At 70.2% G+C, this 16,998-nt stretch carries 16 protein-coding genes and 2 pseudogenes; 9 read left to right on the forward strand and 9 right to left on the reverse strand.

What is annotated here, in order from left to right:
* Positions 1 to 35: 35 nt before the first annotated feature.
* Entirely contained in the window at positions 36 to 1,310 is a 1,275-nt protein-coding gene (locus tag IE136_RS07010; RefSeq protein ID WP_229818731.1) for a glycosyltransferase, read from the reverse strand.
* A gap of 179 nt (positions 1,311 to 1,489) precedes the next feature.
* On the opposite strand from IE136_RS07010, the gene IE136_RS07015 reads away from it, so the two are divergent.
* The 9 genes from IE136_RS07015 (at position 1,490) to IE136_RS07055 (ending at position 7,952) form a co-directional block, all read left to right on the forward strand.
* Entirely contained in the window at positions 1,490 to 1,909 is a 420-nt protein-coding gene (locus tag IE136_RS07015) for a hypothetical protein (RefSeq protein WP_189599831.1), read from the forward strand.
* Between the two features lie 224 nt (positions 1,910 to 2,133).
* The gene (locus tag IE136_RS07020; protein ID WP_229818684.1) at positions 2,134 to 3,006 is read left to right on the forward strand and encodes a Rieske (2Fe-2S) protein; all 873 of its coding nucleotides are present in this window, start codon (positions 2,134 to 2,136) and stop codon (positions 3,004 to 3,006) included.
* A 51-nt stretch (positions 3,007 to 3,057) separates the two neighbouring features.
* Positions 3,058 to 3,306 (forward strand): hypothetical protein, encoded by a 249-nt coding sequence (locus IE136_RS07025; protein WP_189599833.1) that lies wholly within the window; start codon positions 3,058 to 3,060, stop codon positions 3,304 to 3,306.
* Between the two features lie 154 nt (positions 3,307 to 3,460).
* Positions 3,461 to 5,200, forward strand: coding sequence for an aa3-type cytochrome oxidase subunit I (gene ctaD, locus IE136_RS07030; RefSeq protein WP_158992441.1), 1,740 nt, complete (start codon positions 3,461 to 3,463; stop codon positions 5,198 to 5,200).
* A 13-nt stretch (positions 5,201 to 5,213) separates the two neighbouring features.
* On the forward strand, positions 5,214 to 5,549 hold the full coding sequence (locus tag IE136_RS07035) for a hypothetical protein (RefSeq protein WP_158992443.1): 336 nt from the start codon (positions 5,214 to 5,216) through the stop codon (positions 5,547 to 5,549).
* 64 nt (positions 5,550 to 5,613) lie between these two features.
* Positions 5,614 to 6,072, forward strand: a complete 459-nt coding sequence (locus IE136_RS07040; RefSeq protein ID WP_189599834.1) for an SPW repeat domain-containing protein — start codon at positions 5,614 to 5,616, stop codon at positions 6,070 to 6,072.
* A 47-nt stretch (positions 6,073 to 6,119) separates the two neighbouring features.
* Entirely contained in the window at positions 6,120 to 6,497 is a 378-nt protein-coding gene (locus tag IE136_RS07045; protein ID WP_158992446.1) for a hypothetical protein, read from the forward strand.
* The gene (locus IE136_RS36685) at positions 6,498 to 6,704 is read left to right on the forward strand and encodes a ClpB D2-like domain containing protein (protein ID WP_158994905.1); all 207 of its coding nucleotides are present in this window, start codon (positions 6,498 to 6,500) and stop codon (positions 6,702 to 6,704) included. It abuts the gene before it with no gap.
* A gap of 24 nt (positions 6,705 to 6,728) precedes the next feature.
* The gene (locus IE136_RS07055; protein WP_229818685.1) at positions 6,729 to 7,952 is read left to right on the forward strand and encodes a PP2C family protein-serine/threonine phosphatase; all 1,224 of its coding nucleotides are present in this window, start codon (positions 6,729 to 6,731) and stop codon (positions 7,950 to 7,952) included.
* A 136-nt stretch (positions 7,953 to 8,088) separates the two neighbouring features.
* Here IE136_RS07055 and IE136_RS07060 read toward each other — a convergent pair whose 3' ends face one another.
* The 8 genes and pseudogenes from IE136_RS07060 to IE136_RS07095 all read right to left on the reverse strand — a co-directional run bounded on the left by IE136_RS07060 (position 8,089) and on the right by IE136_RS07095 (position 16,996).
* Positions 8,089 to 8,646, reverse strand: a complete 558-nt coding sequence (locus IE136_RS07060; protein WP_189599835.1) for a hemerythrin domain-containing protein — start codon at positions 8,644 to 8,646, stop codon at positions 8,089 to 8,091.
* 679 nt (positions 8,647 to 9,325) lie between these two features.
* Complete coding sequence (locus IE136_RS07065) at positions 9,326 to 9,859, reverse strand: SMI1/KNR4 family protein (protein ID WP_189599836.1); 534 nt, start codon at positions 9,857 to 9,859, stop codon at positions 9,326 to 9,328.
* A gap of 29 nt (positions 9,860 to 9,888) precedes the next feature.
* Positions 9,889 to 10,592: pseudogene (locus IE136_RS07070) on the reverse strand (transposase).
* Between the two features lie 44 nt (positions 10,593 to 10,636).
* Positions 10,637 to 11,207, reverse strand: a pseudogene (locus IE136_RS07075) (DinB family protein).
* 158 nt (positions 11,208 to 11,365) lie between these two features.
* Positions 11,366 to 12,808 carry an NF041680 family putative transposase gene (locus IE136_RS07080; RefSeq protein WP_308432400.1) on the reverse strand — a complete coding sequence of 481 codons (1,443 nt, stop codon included), beginning with the start codon at positions 12,806 to 12,808 and terminating at the stop codon, positions 11,366 to 11,368.
* A gap of 1,149 nt (positions 12,809 to 13,957) precedes the next feature.
* Entirely contained in the window at positions 13,958 to 14,548 is a 591-nt protein-coding gene (locus tag IE136_RS07085; protein WP_189599838.1) for a class I SAM-dependent DNA methyltransferase, read from the reverse strand.
* The gene (locus IE136_RS07090; protein WP_189599839.1) at positions 14,545 to 15,861 is read right to left on the reverse strand and encodes an MFS transporter; all 1,317 of its coding nucleotides are present in this window, start codon (positions 15,859 to 15,861) and stop codon (positions 14,545 to 14,547) included. The genes IE136_RS07085 and IE136_RS07090 overlap by 4 nt, the downstream gene beginning before the upstream one ends.
* 244 nt (positions 15,862 to 16,105) lie before the next feature.
* Positions 16,106 to 16,996, reverse strand: coding sequence for an NUDIX hydrolase (locus IE136_RS07095; RefSeq protein ID WP_189599840.1), 891 nt, complete (start codon positions 16,994 to 16,996; stop codon positions 16,106 to 16,108).
* Positions 16,997 to 16,998: the final 2 nt, after the last annotated feature.

Genomic DNA, 16,998 nt, shown 5'->3' on the forward strand with positions numbered 1-16,998 from the left:
CGCGTCGGCGCGCCCCCGACATCACACCCCCGGCCTCACCGCGCGGACGACGTCACACCGCGCTGGGCGTCGCTGCCCGCGGACACCGACGGCGCGTCTCCGCCGGCCGCGTCGAGCAGCAGCTGCGCCGCCACCGTCGCCCCGTCGGCGCGGACCGTGCGGGCCACCGCCTTCGCTCGTACGCCGGTCTCCGGGGCCAAGGCCGTGCCGAGCGCGGCCGTCAGGGACTCGACGGTCGGAGCCGGACCGTCATGCGCCGCGCCGATCCCCAGGTCGGCCACCCGGCCGGCCCAGTACGGATGGTCCGCCCCCTGCGGTACGACCACCTGAGGCGCGCCTGCACCCGTGGCGGTCGCCGTCGTGCCGGCGCTGCCGTGGTGCACGACAGCGGCCACCCGGCGGAACAGAGCCTGGTGATTGATCTCGCCGACGACGAAACAGTCGTCCCGGTCGTCGACGGGGGCCAGGCCGGCCCAGCCGCGGGAGAGGATCACGCGACGGCCCTGCGCGCGGATCGCCTCGACGGCCACCCGGGTGACATCCTTCGGGGCGCTCATGGGCGTGCTGCCGAAACCCACGTAAACCGGCGGCTCGCCGGCGTCCAGGAACGCCGACAGCCCGACGGGCAGCGGGCGTTCGTCGGTCAGGGTCCACGCTCCGGTCTGCACCACATCGAGGTCCGGCGTCTGCCGCCACGGGTCCAGGACGGGGTCGGTGGCCAGCCACGGCCGGTCGGTGAAGGCGTAGTCGCGGACGTTGTCCACCGGCGGCAGGCCGATCGACGACCGTTGGTTGTCGAGCATCTCGCCGAACATCGTCTGCGCGATCCGGGCGTCCAGGTCCCACAGCGCCCGGTTGTCGGTCTCGTCCGTCGGCAACGGCCGGCCCCGCCGCGCGGGCGGCCGACGGTACGGCGAGGGCAGGACGACCGGCTGGTGGCTCACGTGCACGTAACGGATGCCCAGTTTCTCGGCCACCGACCGCGCGCCGGCCGTGACCGGCAGCGGCCCGGTCGCCACCAGCGCGTCACATCCCTCGGCCGCCGCGGCGACCGTGTCGAACTGCGCGGCCATCAACTCGGCCGCGCGCTGCGCCAGTCCGACCGCCGACCCCGGCGTCACCGAGGTCACCACCGGCCGCACCGGCCGACCGGTCGGCACCAGCGGCACTCCGATCTCGGCCAGCCGCTCCGCGAACTCCTCGTCCGGCGGCGCGCACATCCGCACCTCCGCGCCGAGTTCCCGCAACCGCACCGCGAGTCCCGCCACCGGTTCGACGCTTCCGCGCGCCCCGTACGTCGACAACACCACACGCACTTCGTGACTCCCAAGTTCCGCCTGTTCCGGGCCAGTCCGGAGATTCTGCGCCATGATCGGGGCCTTGCCGCAAGCCCCCTCCTGCGCTATACGTTGAGAGTGGAAATGGAGTGGCTACTCCCCTTTCCCCCGTACGGAGCCCGTTCGCTTCCGCCGGACGCGGAGGGGGAGTCGTGGCCTGGAGTCCGCTCATCTTCACGTTCGTCGACGGCGGTGGGGCGCCCGTGCCACCGGCCATGGCGGTGGAGCGTGCGGTTCTGGAACCGCACGAGGTCGGAGACCCACGGCTCACGGTGGGTGAGGATGGGACTTCGGGGTTCTGGATCCGGGCCTCGGACGGCGGTGAGGCCGAGATGTCCGCCGACCGGTACGGCATCCTGATCTCGCGCCCGCACGCCGGAGCCGTGCACGGGATCGTCGCGGAGCTCGTCTCCCGTCTCGGCGCGGTCGTCATCGACCCGAGCAGGGCCGGGGTCGTGCGCCGGGCGGAAGAGCGCGCGCATCTGCCGGCGGACACGCGAGACGATGCCGTCGTCATCGAGATGACAGGCGAGGCCCTCGAGGCCGCTCTCACCGGACCGCGCCGGCCCTGACGACCGCCCCTCCACCCGTGCCGCGCACGGCGGCGGCCCCTGCCGCGCCCGCCGGGCCCACGCGGTCGGCGGCACCGTCGTTTCCGCGAGCGCCGAGCGGTTAGCCGCCCCCCATGAACACATCACCGAAATCCGACGGCCGGGCCCCTGTCGTCAGCGCCGGCACGCGAGCCGCGAGGCGCGTGCTGCCGTCGTCGGAGGGCCCCGGATGGATCTTGCGGGGGATGGACCGTGTGGAGGGCGCCGCAGCGCTGGACGGGCTGGTCGACCGTGTCAGGGGCGCGGTGCGGGCGCTCCCGCTCGGGGACGGGCGGGACGCACTGCACGGGCGCTGGCTCGGCCACCCCCTGCACCCCCTGCTGGTGCAGGTGCCCATCGGCACATGGGTGTCCGCCGCGGTGCTCGACCTGCTCCCCGGACAACGGCGCGCGGCGCACGCCCTCGTCGGCGTGGGTCTCGCGGCCGTCGCCCCGGCGGCGATCGCCGGCTGGGTGGACTGGGCGGAGTTGCAGCGCCGCCAGATGAGGGTGGGGCTGATGCACGCGGCGGTGAACATCACCGCGGTCGGCCTGTACGCGGGATCGTTCACCGCGCGCATGCGCGGCCGCCCCGTGCTCGGCAAGGCGCTGGGCTTCGCCGGGCTGCTCACGGTGAGTGTCGGCGGCGCCATCGGCGGCCACCTGGCCTACCGGCAGGCATCCGGCGCCAACCACGCCGAAGCGGTGCCGCAGCTCGTGGAGCCGGGGTGGCACCCCATCGGCGCCGTCGCGGACTTCCCCGTCGGCGAGGCGGTACGGCGCCACGTCGACGACGTCCCCGTTCTCGTCGTGCGGGAGAGCGGCGAGCAGGTGCACGTCCTCGCCGAATCGTGCAGTCACATGGGCGGCCCCCTGTCCGAGGGGACCGTCGTCGACGGCTGCGTGCGCTGCCCCTGGCACGGCAGCGTCTTCCGTCTGGCCGACGGCTGGAACGTACGCGGCCCCGCGACCGCCCCGCAGCCCGTCTTCGACACCCGTGTCACGAACGGCCGCGTCGAGGCGCGGCTCGCCACCCCGGCGCCGGAGCACCCGGTAGAGGCCTCACGCCACGCCGCGTGACGATACTGCGGTGCGGTGTGACGCGGTGCGGCGAGGAAGGCAGGTGAGGACGTGGTCATCGACGAGGCTCTCGTACGGGAGCTCCTGGACGCGACGGAGGACGGCGCCGCGATCGTGCTGCTGGAGGGCCGAGCCGAGGTCGTCGCGCAGGCCGCCCTCGACAGCGACGACTTCCGCGGAGCGGCCGTACTCGTCTCGCGCGGGGAGCTCCGCGACCGGATGAGCGGGTCCCCCACCGACGAGGAGGTGACGCGCCTGGCAGCGTCCCTGAGCGACGCCGTCGACAAGCTCGGCGCCTGAGCCCTCGCCGCCCGGCAGCCGCCTTCGTGTGTTTTCACCCGTCCGCGCCCGCGCTGCACAGAGATCGGCAGGGCCGACAGGAGTAGAAAGGCCGGGGTCGAGATAACGGCAGCACCGCCGCGCCCGGACGCGGCCCACTTCTGCGAGAGGTCTCATGGCGACGTCGACAGAACCGGTCACCCCCATTCCCGTACCGGGCCGGAGCCTCGGGACCGTCGTCGTGTCCTGGGTGACCACGACCGATCACAAGAAGATCGGCCATCTTTATCTGATCACGTCGTTCGTGTTCTTCCTGCTGGGTGGCCTCCTCGCGCTGTTCATCCGGGCCGAATTGGCGCGGCCCGGGATTCAGATCCTGTCGCCCGAGCAGTACAACCAGGCGTTCACCCTGCACGGCACGGTGATGCTGCTGCTTTTCGCGACGCCGACCTTCGCGGGGTTCGCCAACGCGATCATGCCGCTGCAGATCGGCTCTCCGGACGTCGCCTTTCCCCGCCTGAACATGCTTTCCTACTGGCTTTTCCTCTTCGGTGGCCTCATCGCCTTCGGGGGCATTTTCACGACGCAGGGGACGGCGGACTTCGGCTGGACCGCCTACACGCCGCTCAGCGGCGGGGAACGCACTCCCTACGTGGGAGGCGACATGTGGGTCATGGGGCTGGCGCTCAGCGGATTCGGGACGATTCTGGGTGCCGTCAACTTCATCACGACCATCATCTGCATGCGGGCCCCGGGCATGACGATGTTCCGGATGCCGATCTTCACCTGGAACGTCCTGCTCACGTCGGTCCTGGTCCTGCTGGCGTTCCCGGTCCTGGCGGCGGCGTTGCTGGTCCTGGAGTCCGACCGGCAGTTCGGCTCGCACGTCTTCGACGCGGAGAACGGCGGTGCCCTGCTGTGGCAGCACCTGTTCTGGTTCTTCGGTCACCCCGAGGTGTACATCATCGCGCTGCCGTTCTTCGGCATCGTCAGCGAGATCCTGCCGGTGTTCTCCCGTAAACCGATCTTCGGCTACATCGGTCTGATCGCGGCTACGATCGCGATCGCCGGCCTCTCGGCCACCGTCTGGGCGCATCACATGTTCGCCACCGGCGCGGTGCTGCTGCCGTTCTTCTCCTTCCTGACGTTCCTCATCGCCGTGCCGACGGGGGTGAAGTTCTTCAACTGGATCGGCACCATGTGGAAGGGGTCGCTGTCCTTCGAGACACCGATGCTGTGGTCGATCGGATTCCTGGTGACCTTCCTGTTCGGCGGCCTGACCGGCATCGTCCTGGCCTCGCCCCCCATGGACTTCCACGTCACCGACACCTACTTCGTCGTGGCCCATTTCCATTACGTCGTCTTCGGCACCGTCGTTTTCGCCATGTTCGCCGGCTTCTACTTCTGGTGGCCGAAGATGACCGGCACGATGCTCGACGAACGTCTCGGAAAGATCCATTTCTGGACCCTTTTCATCGGGTTCCACAGCACGTTTCTCGTGCAGCACTGGCTCGGCGCCGAGGGCATGCCCCGCCGCTACGCCGACTACCTCGATGCCGACGGCTTCACCGCTCTGAACACGGTGTCGAGCATCGGCGCCTTCCTGTTGGGGATGTCCACCCTGCCGTTCTTCTACAACGTCTGGAAGACGGCGAAGGTCGCCTCGCGGGTCACCGTCGACGACCCCTGGGGCTTCGGACGCTCCCTGGAGTGGGTGACCTCCTGCCCGCCCCCGCGGCACAACTTCGTCACCCTGCCGAAGATCCGTTCCGAATCCCCGGCCTTCGACCTGCACTACCCGGAGATGGCCGCCCTGGACGTCGGCAAGTCGGGCAAGCGCGACGTGATCGACGATTCCTCCGCGGCGACGCACCAGGGGCCGGACGCCGGCGAGCACGGCCCAGCGCCCCGCTGAGGGCAGGTCCCCGATGGACCGCGATGAGACGGCCGCCGGCCTGGCCCGCCTCGAGGGCTACCTCATGAGCCAGGCGGTGCTGAGCGAAGCGAGGAGGGCGGGGGAGGACTTCGCCCGCGCTCTGTCCTGGCTCGGTCCCCTGGAGCGGGAGGAGATCGCCCGCCGCTTCGCCGACGAGCACCTCGCGCTCCGCCGGCAGATGCTGCACGCCGTCGTCGAGCGTGCGGCCGAACTCCGCGGGGAGTACAGCGACCGTTACGACCTGCTGCGCCGTCGCACCCTTGCCCTGGCCGTGACCGCGATGGCCCTGTTCGGCACGGCCGCCTTCCTGATCGCCTTTCTCGGCTGAGAAGCCCCGAGGACGAATGCCGACGGGTGAGGTGGGCACTGGCCCGAGGTGAGAGGAGGCCCCCATGGGCGCATACGGCCACAGCGCATACGGCCACAACCACGTACCCCGGGATCGTGCCGCCAGGCGGGAATTCCGGAGCGCCGTTCACGACCAGCTCCTGAGCCTGCCGATGCTCCTGGCGGCCGTCGCTCTGGTCCTGGGCCCGATGGTCTCGCAGGCGGGCCCCAAGGACGCCCAGATGAACGAGCTGATCGTCGGGATCGCTCTGCTCTTCGTCGTGGGGCGGCGGCTCTACCGCGGCAGCAGCGCTCGTTCCGATCTGGTGGTCGGAGGGCTGGGCGCGTGGATGATCGCCGCACCGTTCCTGCTCGGCCTGCAGAACACCGCGATCGCCGAGGGCAACAAGATCCTGGATGTGACCGCCGGCATCGTGCTCGTACTCGCCGCGGCGGCGTCTCTCATGACGATCAGAGGGAACCGGGACCAGCAGCGTCCCGAACACGCACGCACGACGCGGTGAGCCGGACCCCGACCCACGCCCGCGAGGTACGGAGGGGGTGATGGCCCATGGCCCGCCTGCTGGTTCACAACAAAGACGTGGTCGTACGGCTGTCGTGGCGAGAGGCGCTCGTCGCCCGGCGGAAAGAGGTACGGGTGCCCCTCGCCGACGTGCAGGGGGCGAGGGTCGAGGCGGACTGGTGGCGCACCCTGCGGGGCACCACCGCGCGCGGGCGTTGGCGACCGGGGCGCTTCTGCTTGGGCACGTGGCGGCATGCGGGCGGCGTCGACTTCGTCGCCGTACGTACCCCCGGCCCGGTGGCCGTCGTCGATCTGCTCCCGGGCCGCCGATTCGCCCGCCTCTCCGTCTCCACCGCCGACCCGGAAGGCGCCGTGCAGGCCGTGCGCCTCGCCGCGCAGTGGGCGTCCACCGGGCGCGCGTCGTAGATCGAGGAAGCGGCCAGCCCTCACGTCGCCGCCGAGGGGTTCGATCCGGTGTACGGAACCCGGCCCCTGCGCCGCATCCTCCGGCGGGGGCCGGGACCCGCATCGCACGCGCCCTCCTCTCGCCCGGCGGGCGCGTCAGCCGGCCTTCGTGCCCCCGCCGCCCCCGACGCCACGGCGGCCATCCCGACGCTCTGTGTGGTGGAGTGAGCGCCTTCGCTGAAGGATGAGTACATGGCCGCTGCCGCCGATCACGCGCGAATGCTCACCGGGCTGCTCAGAGCCAGCCATACGGCCGCCTTCGAGCAGCTCCCGGCCCTGGTGAGGCGGTACGCCTCTGCCGGGGGCTTCGATCAGGCGCGCATCTATGTGGTGGACCTGCGGGAGGACACCCTGCGGGAGATCACCGGAGAGGGCCTCGACGCCGGCCGGGGCGGGCAGGAGCTGAAGGTCGACGGCACGCTGGCGGGACGGGTCTTCCAGAGCACCGCCGTCCGCTCCTCACCCGGCGGATCGGGCACGCGGTACTGGATCCCGCTCCTGGACGGCACGGAGCGCCTGGGCGTACTCGGCCTGACAGTCCTGGGGGAGCCGGACGCGGCGGCCCGGCAGGCCATGGAGGACCTGGCCAGCGTCGTGGGGCTGATGCTGGTGTCCCAGCGGCCGTGCAGCGACTCCTACGCCCGGCTGACCCGCCTGGAGCCCATGTCGGTGTCGGCGGAGATGCAGTGGACGCTGATGCCGCCGCGTACCTACAGCGGACATCACGTCACCATCGCCGCCGCCATGGAACCGGCGTACACCACCGCCGGCGACGCCTTCGACTACGCGCTGGCGGGCCACGTCGCCCATCTCGCGATCTTCGACGCCATGGGACACGACACGGCCGCCGGTCTCACCGCCAACCTGGCGATGGCCACCTGCCGCAACCAGCGCCGCCAGGGTTCCGGCCTCCAGCAGGTGCGCGACGGCATCGAGGGAACGCTGATCGAGCAGTTCAGTCACGACCGCTACGCCACCGCCGTCCTCGCCGATCTCGACCTGGCCACGGGCGTCCTCACCTGGATCAACTGCGGTCACCTACCGCCCATCCTCATTCGCGAGGGGCGCTGGATCACCGCGCTCGACCGCCCGCCCACCCACCCGCTGGGAACCGACCTCGCGCTTCCCGCCCACGTGCACCACGAGCAGCTTCAGGCGGGCGACCGGGTGATCTTCTACACGGACGGCATCACCGAGGCCCGCGACCGCCACGGCGGCCAGTTCGGACTCGACCGCTTCGTCGACTTCATCGTCCGCCAGCAGGCAGCCGCACTGCCCGTCCCGGAGACCCTGCGCCGCCTCGTCCACGCCGTCCTCGACCACCACGACGGTCAGCTCAACGACGACGCCACGGTCCTCCTCGCCGAATGGCACGGCCCGGAGAAGGAGCCGGCCCGACCGGATGCCCTCCGTTAGACGCCCCCGCCGCCGGGAGGACAGGGCGGCGAGGGCGGCCCCCGCATCGGATCGACCCGGCGTCTACCCGCCGGGCACCGGCCTACACACACCGTCGGGGCCGACCCGGGGCCGTCGCGGGCGCCCGCCCCGGCAGCTACTTGCCGCGGCCGCTGAGCGCGTCGCGGAGGCGGTCGACGAACCCGGCGCCGGGCGCGAGGATCTTGTTCAGCGGAGGCTTGTCCGGGGCGGCGGGATGGGGACGGGTCGGGGCGGTCTCCTTGGACCTGCGCACCTTCTCGCCCAGCTCGTCGAGGAGTGCGGGCGGGCACGACTCGGCCAGCAGGGGGAAGAGGCGCTCCTCCTCGTCCCGGACATGCGCGGTGACGTTCTCCCTGACCTGAGCGACGAGCGTGCCGAAGGCCGCGTCACCGGGCTCGCGCCCCTCCAGATCCTTCAGCAGCCGCTCGACCTCGCCGTGGTCGGCGATCTCCTTGTCGGCGAGGTCGTCCCCGTCGTCCACGTACCGGCGGACCGCCGGGTAGAGATGCTGCTCCTCCGCCACCGCGTGCCGTACCAGCTCCATGGTCAGCCGGTCGGCCAGTTCCCGTCGCTCGGCGTCACCGGCGGCGGCCGTGTCGAGCTGAGCGAACATCGCGTCGACCTCACGGTGGTCGGCGGTCAGTTCTTCGATGACGTTTCCTCCGTGCCCCATTCCGGACGCTCCTCTCCAATGGCGGCACAGCCGTCATCACACCGGTGAACGCGAACGGACGCATGAGACAGCGCCCAGCACTCATCCCTGCCACCGGCGCGTCCACTCCTCACGCGCCGGAACGACCCCTCACCCCAGCGGGCGACAGGACCCCGGCCCCTCGCCCCCGCGGCCACACCCGGCCCGCACCTCGACCCCGGTCGACCCGCACTCGTCCGGGAGGTGGGGACGACGGGTTCGATCAGACATGGGATCGAGCTCCGTTCTGGCCGGGAATCCAGGTATCAGGGAGTGTTCGCCACGTACCCCCGCCAAGCGTCACCGGCAGGCGAGAACAATGGTCACGAGAAACGCCGGGTCGGCTGACCGGTGATCTGGCGCCATGTTGCCTCGCCGGCTGACTCGGTCGATTCGGCTCGTCCGCCCCGCGGCGCGGCCGCACCCGCGGTGACTTCCCGTCGACGGCCAGCCCACCCGGCCCGTTGCCCGGGGCTGCCGGTCGGCGAGCCCCCCGGATCGCGCGGGGTCGGGGACCTGCGCGCGACGTTCCAGCAGGCTCGGGATCTCGCTGTCAGCGGCCTCCGGATGCGGGCCGAGCTCGTCACGAGCCAGGGGCGATCAGGGATGATGCGTCGGCAGGCACGGGCTAAGCGCCAGGGGCCGACAGCGCGTCGCGTCGTCATACCGCACCGAGTTGGCGGAATTCATGTGTAGCGCGGGGGAACAAGGATGAGAGGATGTTCGACTGTAACTCTCCGTCAAGGGCAGACGCGAGGAATTGCGTGCAGGATACGGAGAAATGCTCCCACCGGTCGCCGCGCGCCTCGTTCACCATGACGGTCCATTGATCCGGCTCGAGGCCGGGGTGAACAAGCCAGTAGACGCATTCTCCGTTGTCCGTGGTCGCCCATGGGATGACTCGGGACCCCTCGACCTCCAACTCCGCCGGCTTTTTCTCGAATTCCCACAGGTCTTCCAGGTCTTCGGCCTGGTTCTCTGCCCATTCGGTGAGGTCGTAGTTCTCGTTGGGGCAGCCGGGCTCGAGGACGTACAGATAGTCGTCCCAGTTGCTTCCTCCATAGACGTGGATGAGCTCCTTGTAGTCGGCGGGAAGCTCAACCCCAAGCCTGCGCTCGACCTCGCCCCAGTCTTTCTGGCGGGGCTCGCTCGGCGCTGGGGCGATTTCAAGAAGACGCGTAAGGGCGTGGGTCATGCCGGGAGTCCTGTTTCTATGAGGGCGTCTCACGTGGCAAGTTTCGCGAGCTTCTTGTAGCAGGTCAGGGCAGCGGCCAGGCCGAGGAAGGCGAGGAAGTGCGAGCCCTTTCGTTCGTATCGGAGGGGCAGGCGGCGGTAGCCGAAGAGCCAAGCGATCGACCGCGCGATCTTCCAGCGGTGCCGACCGAGGCGTTCGCCGGACTCGATGCCTGGCCGCGCGATACGCGCGACGAACCCACGCTCGCGCAGTCAGCTGAGGTGGTCGGCGGAGTAGTACGCCTTATCGGCACGGAGTTTGACGGGCCGGCGCCGCCGTGGTCCCCGGCGGCCCTTCTTGCCGCGATCGACCGGGTTCGGCCCCGTCAGCGATCCCCCCTTTCTGGCGCGAACGCAGGCCGCGTCGACGATCGTCGAGGTCCAGTCCACCTCGCCCCGACCCCGAGTTCGTCCAGCACCGCTCGATGCAGCCGACGCCACAGGCCTGCCTCGGTCCATACCGTGAAGCGGCGATGCGCGGTGGCGGAGGACGTGCCGAACGTCGGCGACAGATGCCGCCAGGCACAGCCGCTGGTCAGCACGTACACCACTGCGGTGAACACGGCCCGCTCGTCACGCGGAGCGGTCCCGCCACCTTGCGGTCGAGCCGCGCACGACGGCAGTAACGGGGCGACCAGCTCCCAGAGCTCATCAGGAACCAGACGCTTCGACAGACCAGCACTCACGGCCGGCATGATGCCGCTCGAACATCAAGCATCAAGTCACGTAAGACCGCCTTCTATGCCTTGACTGATGCGGCCGATCTGGCGGCCTGCTCGATCTTCGCGCAGTAGGCGATGCGAGCGTCCTCATCGATCTGCATCTCGTGTTCGGGGCGCATCCCGGTTCGGCCGTCCACGCCTTCGCGCAGGATGTCGGCGTGCCCGGCATGCCGGTTGGTCTCGCCGAGGACGTGGACCAAGATGGCGAACAGGTTCGTGTTGGGACAAGGCTCCGGCCACCACGGCACGTGGCCGGGGGCATCGAGGGCAAGCTCGTCGATCGTCGCGTCCGAGTGTTCCCACGTGCGCCGGTAGGACTCGATGATCTGATCGCGCGCCTCGTCCTCAGTCGCCCACAGATCGCTGCCGTCCTGGTCCTGCCACCGGGGCAACGGTTCCGGGGACGGCCGGCCGAAGACCTCGCCCGACGCTGGCCACGTGTTTGACCAGGCCGAGGAGGTTGGTCCCGGTCGCTGTCAAAGGTCGGCGGGCGTCGTATTCGGACAAGCCGTCGAGTTTCCAGAGCAGCGCCTTGCGGTCCCGCCGCAGTCTCCCGTGCAGGGTGCCCTTCGCGAATTCATCGATCATGCGGCACGAGCCTGCCATGGACTACTCGTGGTCTCAAGATCCCGTACGTGGACCGCAACGACCGGCAGAGCCGAAGCCTGGCCATGGCCACCACCCCGAGCTACTGAAGAAGCTCGTGGAACTTGCGACGTGAGACAGCCTCTAAGCTTGTTCTTTATCTACCAAGATCTTCCGGGCTTGCCGATGGCCTTGAGGGTCTCGGGGCGTTTGACGGTTTTGCCGACGTCGTAGCGGGGTGCCCGGTGTTTGTTCTTGGTGCCGGGTGGCCGTCCGGGGCCGGTGCCTCGGGGTTTGGGAACACGGGTCGGGCAGGCGAGGTGGGCGCGGATGTTCCTGAACCCTCGGCGGACCCGGGCCGGGGTGAGCCGGCTGGGAATGGTGGGTTGCTCCCAGGGGCGGCGGAGGTCCGCGGCGAGGGGCCGGGCGAGCCGGAGCTGGGTGTAAGCGACGATCAGGATCCAGGTCCAGCGGTCCGCTGCCTCGGGAGTGCGGAGTTTCGGGGTGGTCCATCCGAGGGTCTGCTTCGCGAAGCGGAAGGTGTGCTCCAGGTCGAAGCGGCGGAGAAATGCCTGCCAGAAGCGGTCCACATCGTCGGGGGTGGCTCCGGTCTTGGAGGACCATAACCACACCGGCGGGGCGTCCCGGTCCATCGATAGATGCTCGACCTTCAACCGCATCAACGTACCTTCGACCAACGGAAGTTCACCATCGTGGTCAAGCCAGGAAGAGCGGTGAGTGAGTCTTGGGTGGACCCGGTCCCATGCCTGGGTTTCGGCCTTTCCGTAGTTGGTGGTGTCAGTGACGGTGGTGATGGCGGGCTCGGGCCAGGTCTCCGGCTTGGTGAAGCGGAATTCCGGGCCGTGCTTGGGCGGCCGGCCGTTGACGCCGTGCATCCTCGGTGGTTTCGGCAGACGCATGACGCGGTCGGAGCGGACCCGGCCGACCAGCTCAACGGGGAGGTCGCGCAGGACCCAGGCCAGGCGGGTGACGTCGTAGCCGGCATCGCTGACGATCACGATATGCGGGTCCCCGGCCTGCCACTGGCCCGCGGCGATGAGCCGCTCAATGACACCCCTCAACTGGGCGGCGGTGACCGCGGTCGCGTCGTCCGCCGGTCCGAGGCGGACCACGTCCAGGATCGCGGTCCAGGAGGTGGCGCCCGGCTCCAGTACGGCGACGAAGGAGTAGGGCCAGCCCGGAATGAACTGCGACGCCGTTCTCGCACGGCCATAGACGTGGCAGAACAGCCGCTCCGCCGAGCACGGCGCGTCCGAACGCAGCCACGGCGACACATCGACCGCCAGGACCAGGCGCCCGCCGTCGAAACGCGGCAGCGGCAGCCCGGCCAGCACCGTCCGCAGCCGGCCAACGTCGATGCGGCCGCGGTTCAAGCCGCCGTACATCGCTCCGTGCCCGCGACGATGCTCGGGCAACAGCGTCAAGTCCACCGGGGACTTCACCGCACCGTCCGCACACAGCACCGCGTCCGCCAGCTCGAACAACTCGTCGCGCCGAGCGGTCAGGCACTCGTAGAAGTCTCCCCGGAAACGTGACGCTTCCGCGAACGCTTCCCGCCGGACATTGTGCTGCAGCAGACTCACCCTCGCGGCCTTCGTCGTGGTCACGTGTACTCCTTGGTCGGAGCACATGATCAGACGAAGGCCGCCCCCACGTCCGGCGAATCCCCAGGCGAGCGAACTCGTTCGAGACACCGTTCGACCTTGTGGCACCATGTGCGGCATGACGACCAACCGAAAGGTCCATGCCGCGTAGACGGCCAGGACGCATCCGGGCCGGGAGCCCGGACCGGCGGCAGTCACAGCGCTCAAGGCCGGCCATTGACCGCCTCTCCTCGCGAGCGCTGTCCGAGATCGTGCGCCTTGAACACAGCCGGAACTACCTCCAACCGGGCGACATCAGTGCGGCATTGCGCCTGTGGAAGGACTACGTTCACAGGCCCGCGCGCGAGCTCTGGCACGACGACGAGTTCGGCAACGTGCACTGGTACTGCTGCGGCAACCCTCTCGAAGGCCGTGCCCTACTCGACGGCGTGATCCGAGCAATGTCGCCTCGCGGAGCCCGCGAGCTCCGCAAGATCATCGAAGAGCTCGACGCCTTTATGGGCCCGCCCGATCCAGCCGCAGACCGCCGAAGATAAAGAACAAGCTAAGTGTCTATGAGTCCGGACGGCAGCGAGGTTGGCTTCACTTGACTGCTCTCGTCAACCACCTCTCTTCTGGTTGGGTATGAATGCAGTATTTCCGAGCCGCTGGCGCGTGCTGACTGCCAACGCATCCTCGATGTGCTCCTCCCGCCGACGGAAGCTGTGCAGCGGATGATGCGGCCCCGCGCTGAGCAGAACAACTGAGTCAGCACCTCGTCCGGGCCACAGCCATTCGGCCGCTCCCTCGCGGTGGGGTCGTACCCGAGTCGGCGGAGGGTTCGTTCAGGGCCTGGTGGCGATGATCGCTTCGGTGCGGATCAATCAACACCGGTGCCAGGCACGCCCGGCGCTGCTGTAGGGCTGGAATGAGGCGGCGGGGTGATCGAGCGGAAGAGTGGGGGTCCTGGCTGTCAGCCACTGGCTGCTGGGCACGAACAGGGGTTGCGGAAGCGCGTCCAAGGGCCAGAACCGCCAGGCGCCGATGGCCTTCTCCCGCTCGTGAGGGACGCCGCTCCAGGTGGTGACCAGGACGGGGACCGTCAGCCGGACGACGTCGCCCCGGTTGCGCCGGCAGCAGAGGGGGTGGTCAGGGGCGCAGGGCGTAGCAGCGCAGGACGTCGAGGTCGGCGGTGCGTACGACGGACCATCCGGCTGTGAGGGTCTCGGCTTCCGCAGGGGTGATCCCAAGCCCCAGGAGAGCGGGATCGGTGGTGGTCCGGCGGCCGGTGATTTCATTGACGATCCAGAACACGCCACCCGGGGCGAGGAGTTGGCGGACTCGGATGAGGAACGCCGCCTTGTCGTCCATCCACCGGTAGACCAGGCGACAGGTGATGACCGCGTACGCCGGTTCCGGTAGGGCGGTGAGGTCGTCGGTGGTGATGTCCAGGCACTTCCAGACCGGCCCGGGGCATGGGCCGGTGTCCTGGGCGGCTGCGAGCGCGATGGCGCTGGGGGAGCAGTCGACGCCGGTCGTGCGGTACCCGAGCTCGTGATGGAGGTGCCGGGCCATGGCGCCGTCGCCGCTGCCGATGTCGAGGGCCGGGCGGGCGCGGCCGGGGCCGATGTGCTCGTCCAGCAGCCGCCTCTCTGCGTCGTCGAGCTGCCGGTAGCGGCGGCCCTGGGCCCACAGCGGCTCCCAGTAGGAGGCGCTCGCGGTGGACGCGGTGGTGGTCATGATGCTCCTTCACGGGCGGGCGGCACGGCCGGGGAGTCGGGTGGGGCGGGCATGTCCCGCAGGGCTCGGACGGGGGAGGCCACCAGCAGGACCACGGGCACGACCTGGAGGAGCGCGCCTACGGCGAGGACGGCCCGTACGTCGAGGAGGAGCGTCAGGGCGCCGGCGGTCGCGGCGGCCAGGGGACGGCTTCCGGCGGTCACCGTGGTGCTGACCGCCTGCATCCGTCCCTGAAAGCGCGGGTCGCACAGGATCTGGCGGAGCGATCTCTGGCTGACCCCTGACGCCGTCGCCCAGAACAGCTGCACGGCGAGCGTCGCGGCCAGAGCGATCTGCCAGCCACGGCCGGGTCCGGCGAGCAGCAGCGGTACCTGGGCGACGGGGCTGACCGCGAACCCGATGATGATCGCGGCCGGTGCGGGCTCGGCCGGTGTCGGGCCGACGCCGATCCGGACCGAAATCCTCGCTGCGAGCAGCGCACCGGCCAGGCTCCCCGCGCCGCCGACACCCATGATCACCTCGAACGCGGTCGGGGACGCCCCGAGCGTTGTCAGCAGGTGATACGCCCAGTACGTGTTCGTGATCGCCAGGCCGAAGGAAAGCGTGGACAGGGCGGCGATCACCGTGCGGATCGTGGGCTGCCCGATCACGTACCGCACACCCTCGGCGATATCCCGCCCGAGGCTGCGGTGCTTCGTGGACGAGTGGGCGAGCGGTTCGGGCGTACGGATGTACCAGACGAGTACGGCTGAGACCAGGAAGGAAGCGACGTCGGCGAGGACCGACCGCGCCGGGCCGACGGTGCCGACGAGCGCCGCGCCCGCGTTGCTGCCGACGCTGTCAGCCACCGAGGACGCCGCCCCGAGCCGGGAGTTCGCGCCCTGCAACTGGTGGGGCTCGACGATGCCCGGCAGGAGAGAGATGGCCGCGGCGTCGTGCTGCACCTTGGCCGCGCCGAGCACGAGCGACACCACATACAGCTGGCCGATGGTGAGCACGCCGGCCAGGGCGGCGGCCGGGACCGTGGCGAGAGCCGCAGCCGCCGCCAGGTCCGAGACGATCAGCTGGGGGCGCTTCGCGTACCGGTCGGACAGAGCACCGGCCCACAGCGCGAGCGTGCTCGGGAGCTGACCGAGGAAGGCCAGCACGGCCGCCTCCCCGGTGCTGGCATGGAGTTCGAGGACGGCGAGCGCAGGCAGGGCGATGGCGCTCACCGCCGACCCGGACAGGCTCGCGGACTCACTGCCGAGCAGGTACCTGAAGGTCGGGATCGCCCACGCGGTGGTCCGTGGTCCCCGGGTGGAGACCGTCACGCGGCTTCACCTCCGTCCGGAGCGTCCGGGGCGGTGACGCCGACGTTCCGGCGGCCGACGACGTGGCGCAGTGCCTCGTGGGCGACGGCGTGGCACGAGTCGGGCGGGCAGGAGGTATCGGCCCAGATCGCCTCGCTTCGTGTGCCCGGCTCGCGGTCGGTGGCTCGCCCGCCCGGTCCCGGCCGAGGAGAAGGAGCGCTGGGATGCCGCTGGGCATGTGAGCGCGAGTGGTTGGCACGGCGGTTCAGGCCCAGCCGAGTTCGCTGTAGAGGCGGCCGGCCCGAATGCCGTCGATCGCGGCCCGGGTGTAGGGCACGATCGGAGAGGGAAGCGTGTCGACCGGCCACCAATCCCAGCTGACGCACCGGTCCGGCTCACGCACCACCGGCTTGCCCTCCCAGCGGTGCGCGCGGAAGACCATTCCGATCCGGGGCCGGCCGCCCGGCTCGTCCACCATGTGTACGACGTGAGCCAGCTCAACATGCGCGGGGTCGATGACCAGCCCGGCCTCTTCCTCCGCCTCACGGACCAGACATCCGACGGCGGACTCCTGCTCGCAGTGTCCGGCGAGGAAGTGGTGGGTGGAGGCCGCAAACGCGGCGTCGGGGTGGCGCAGGCCGAGCAGCACCTTGCCGTCCTGTTCCAGGTAGAGGTGCACGCCAACGATGTTCAGGCGTGCTCGGCTGCCCGGGCGTACTTGTGCCGGCACAGGGGGCGGGACGGGGTTGCGGGCCTGGTGGAGGTCGATGACCTCCTGCGTCCAGGGGCACATCGTCAGATACGGCAGGGTCGCGGCGTCGAAGTGCCGGAACATGATTCCCTCGGGGCACGGCAGTTCGTCGGCCTCGCCGTCCCAGGCGCCGAGGTATACCCGGATGCGGCCCTTGGTCCCGTCCGGGCCCACACTGTCCACGACGGTGAACTCCTCCAGCGGCACGGTCAGGCCGGTCTCCTCCCGCAGCTCCCGCTCGACCGCCTCGCGGCAGGTCTCCGCTCCTTCGCGGTCGCCTCCCGGGATGCTCCACGTGCCGGGGTCGCAAATGGGTTTGTTCGCGTCGCGCAGGTGCAGCAGGTACCGGCCGCGGGAGTCGACCAGCAGTGCGGCAGTCCCACGGGGTTCCTCGGTGGTGATCACGA

This window comes from Streptomyces lateritius, assembly GCF_014649715.1.
Lineage (GTDB): Bacteria > Actinomycetota > Actinomycetes > Streptomycetales > Streptomycetaceae > Streptomyces > Streptomyces lateritius.

Excerpts from the sequence above, each read along its gene's own strand:
- IE136_RS07020 (WP_229818684.1), top strand. The coding sequence starts at position 2,134 with ATGGACCGTGTGGAGGGCGCCGCAGCGCTGGACGGGCTGGTCGACCGT.
- IE136_RS07060 (WP_189599835.1), bottom strand. The coding sequence starts at position 8,646 with ATGGGGCACGGAGGAAACGTCATCGAAGAACTGACCGCCGACCACCGT.
- IE136_RS07055 (WP_229818685.1), top strand. The coding sequence starts at position 6,729 with ATGGCCGCTGCCGCCGATCACGCGCGAATGCTCACCGGGCTGCTCAGA.
- IE136_RS07065 (WP_189599836.1), bottom strand. The coding sequence starts at position 9,859 with ATGACCCACGCCCTTACGCGTCTTCTTGAAATCGCCCCAGCGCCGAGC.
- IE136_RS07045 (WP_158992446.1), top strand. The coding sequence starts at position 6,120 with ATGGCCCGCCTGCTGGTTCACAACAAAGACGTGGTCGTACGGCTGTCG.
- ctaD (WP_158992441.1), top strand. The coding sequence starts at position 3,461 with ATGGCGACGTCGACAGAACCGGTCACCCCCATTCCCGTACCGGGCCGG.
- IE136_RS07040 (WP_189599834.1), top strand. The coding sequence starts at position 5,614 with ATGGGCGCATACGGCCACAGCGCATACGGCCACAACCACGTACCCCGG.
- IE136_RS07035 (WP_158992443.1), top strand. The coding sequence starts at position 5,214 with ATGGACCGCGATGAGACGGCCGCCGGCCTGGCCCGCCTCGAGGGCTAC.
- IE136_RS07085 (WP_189599838.1), bottom strand. The coding sequence starts at position 14,548 with ATGACCACCACCGCGTCCACCGCGAGCGCCTCCTACTGGGAGCCGCTG.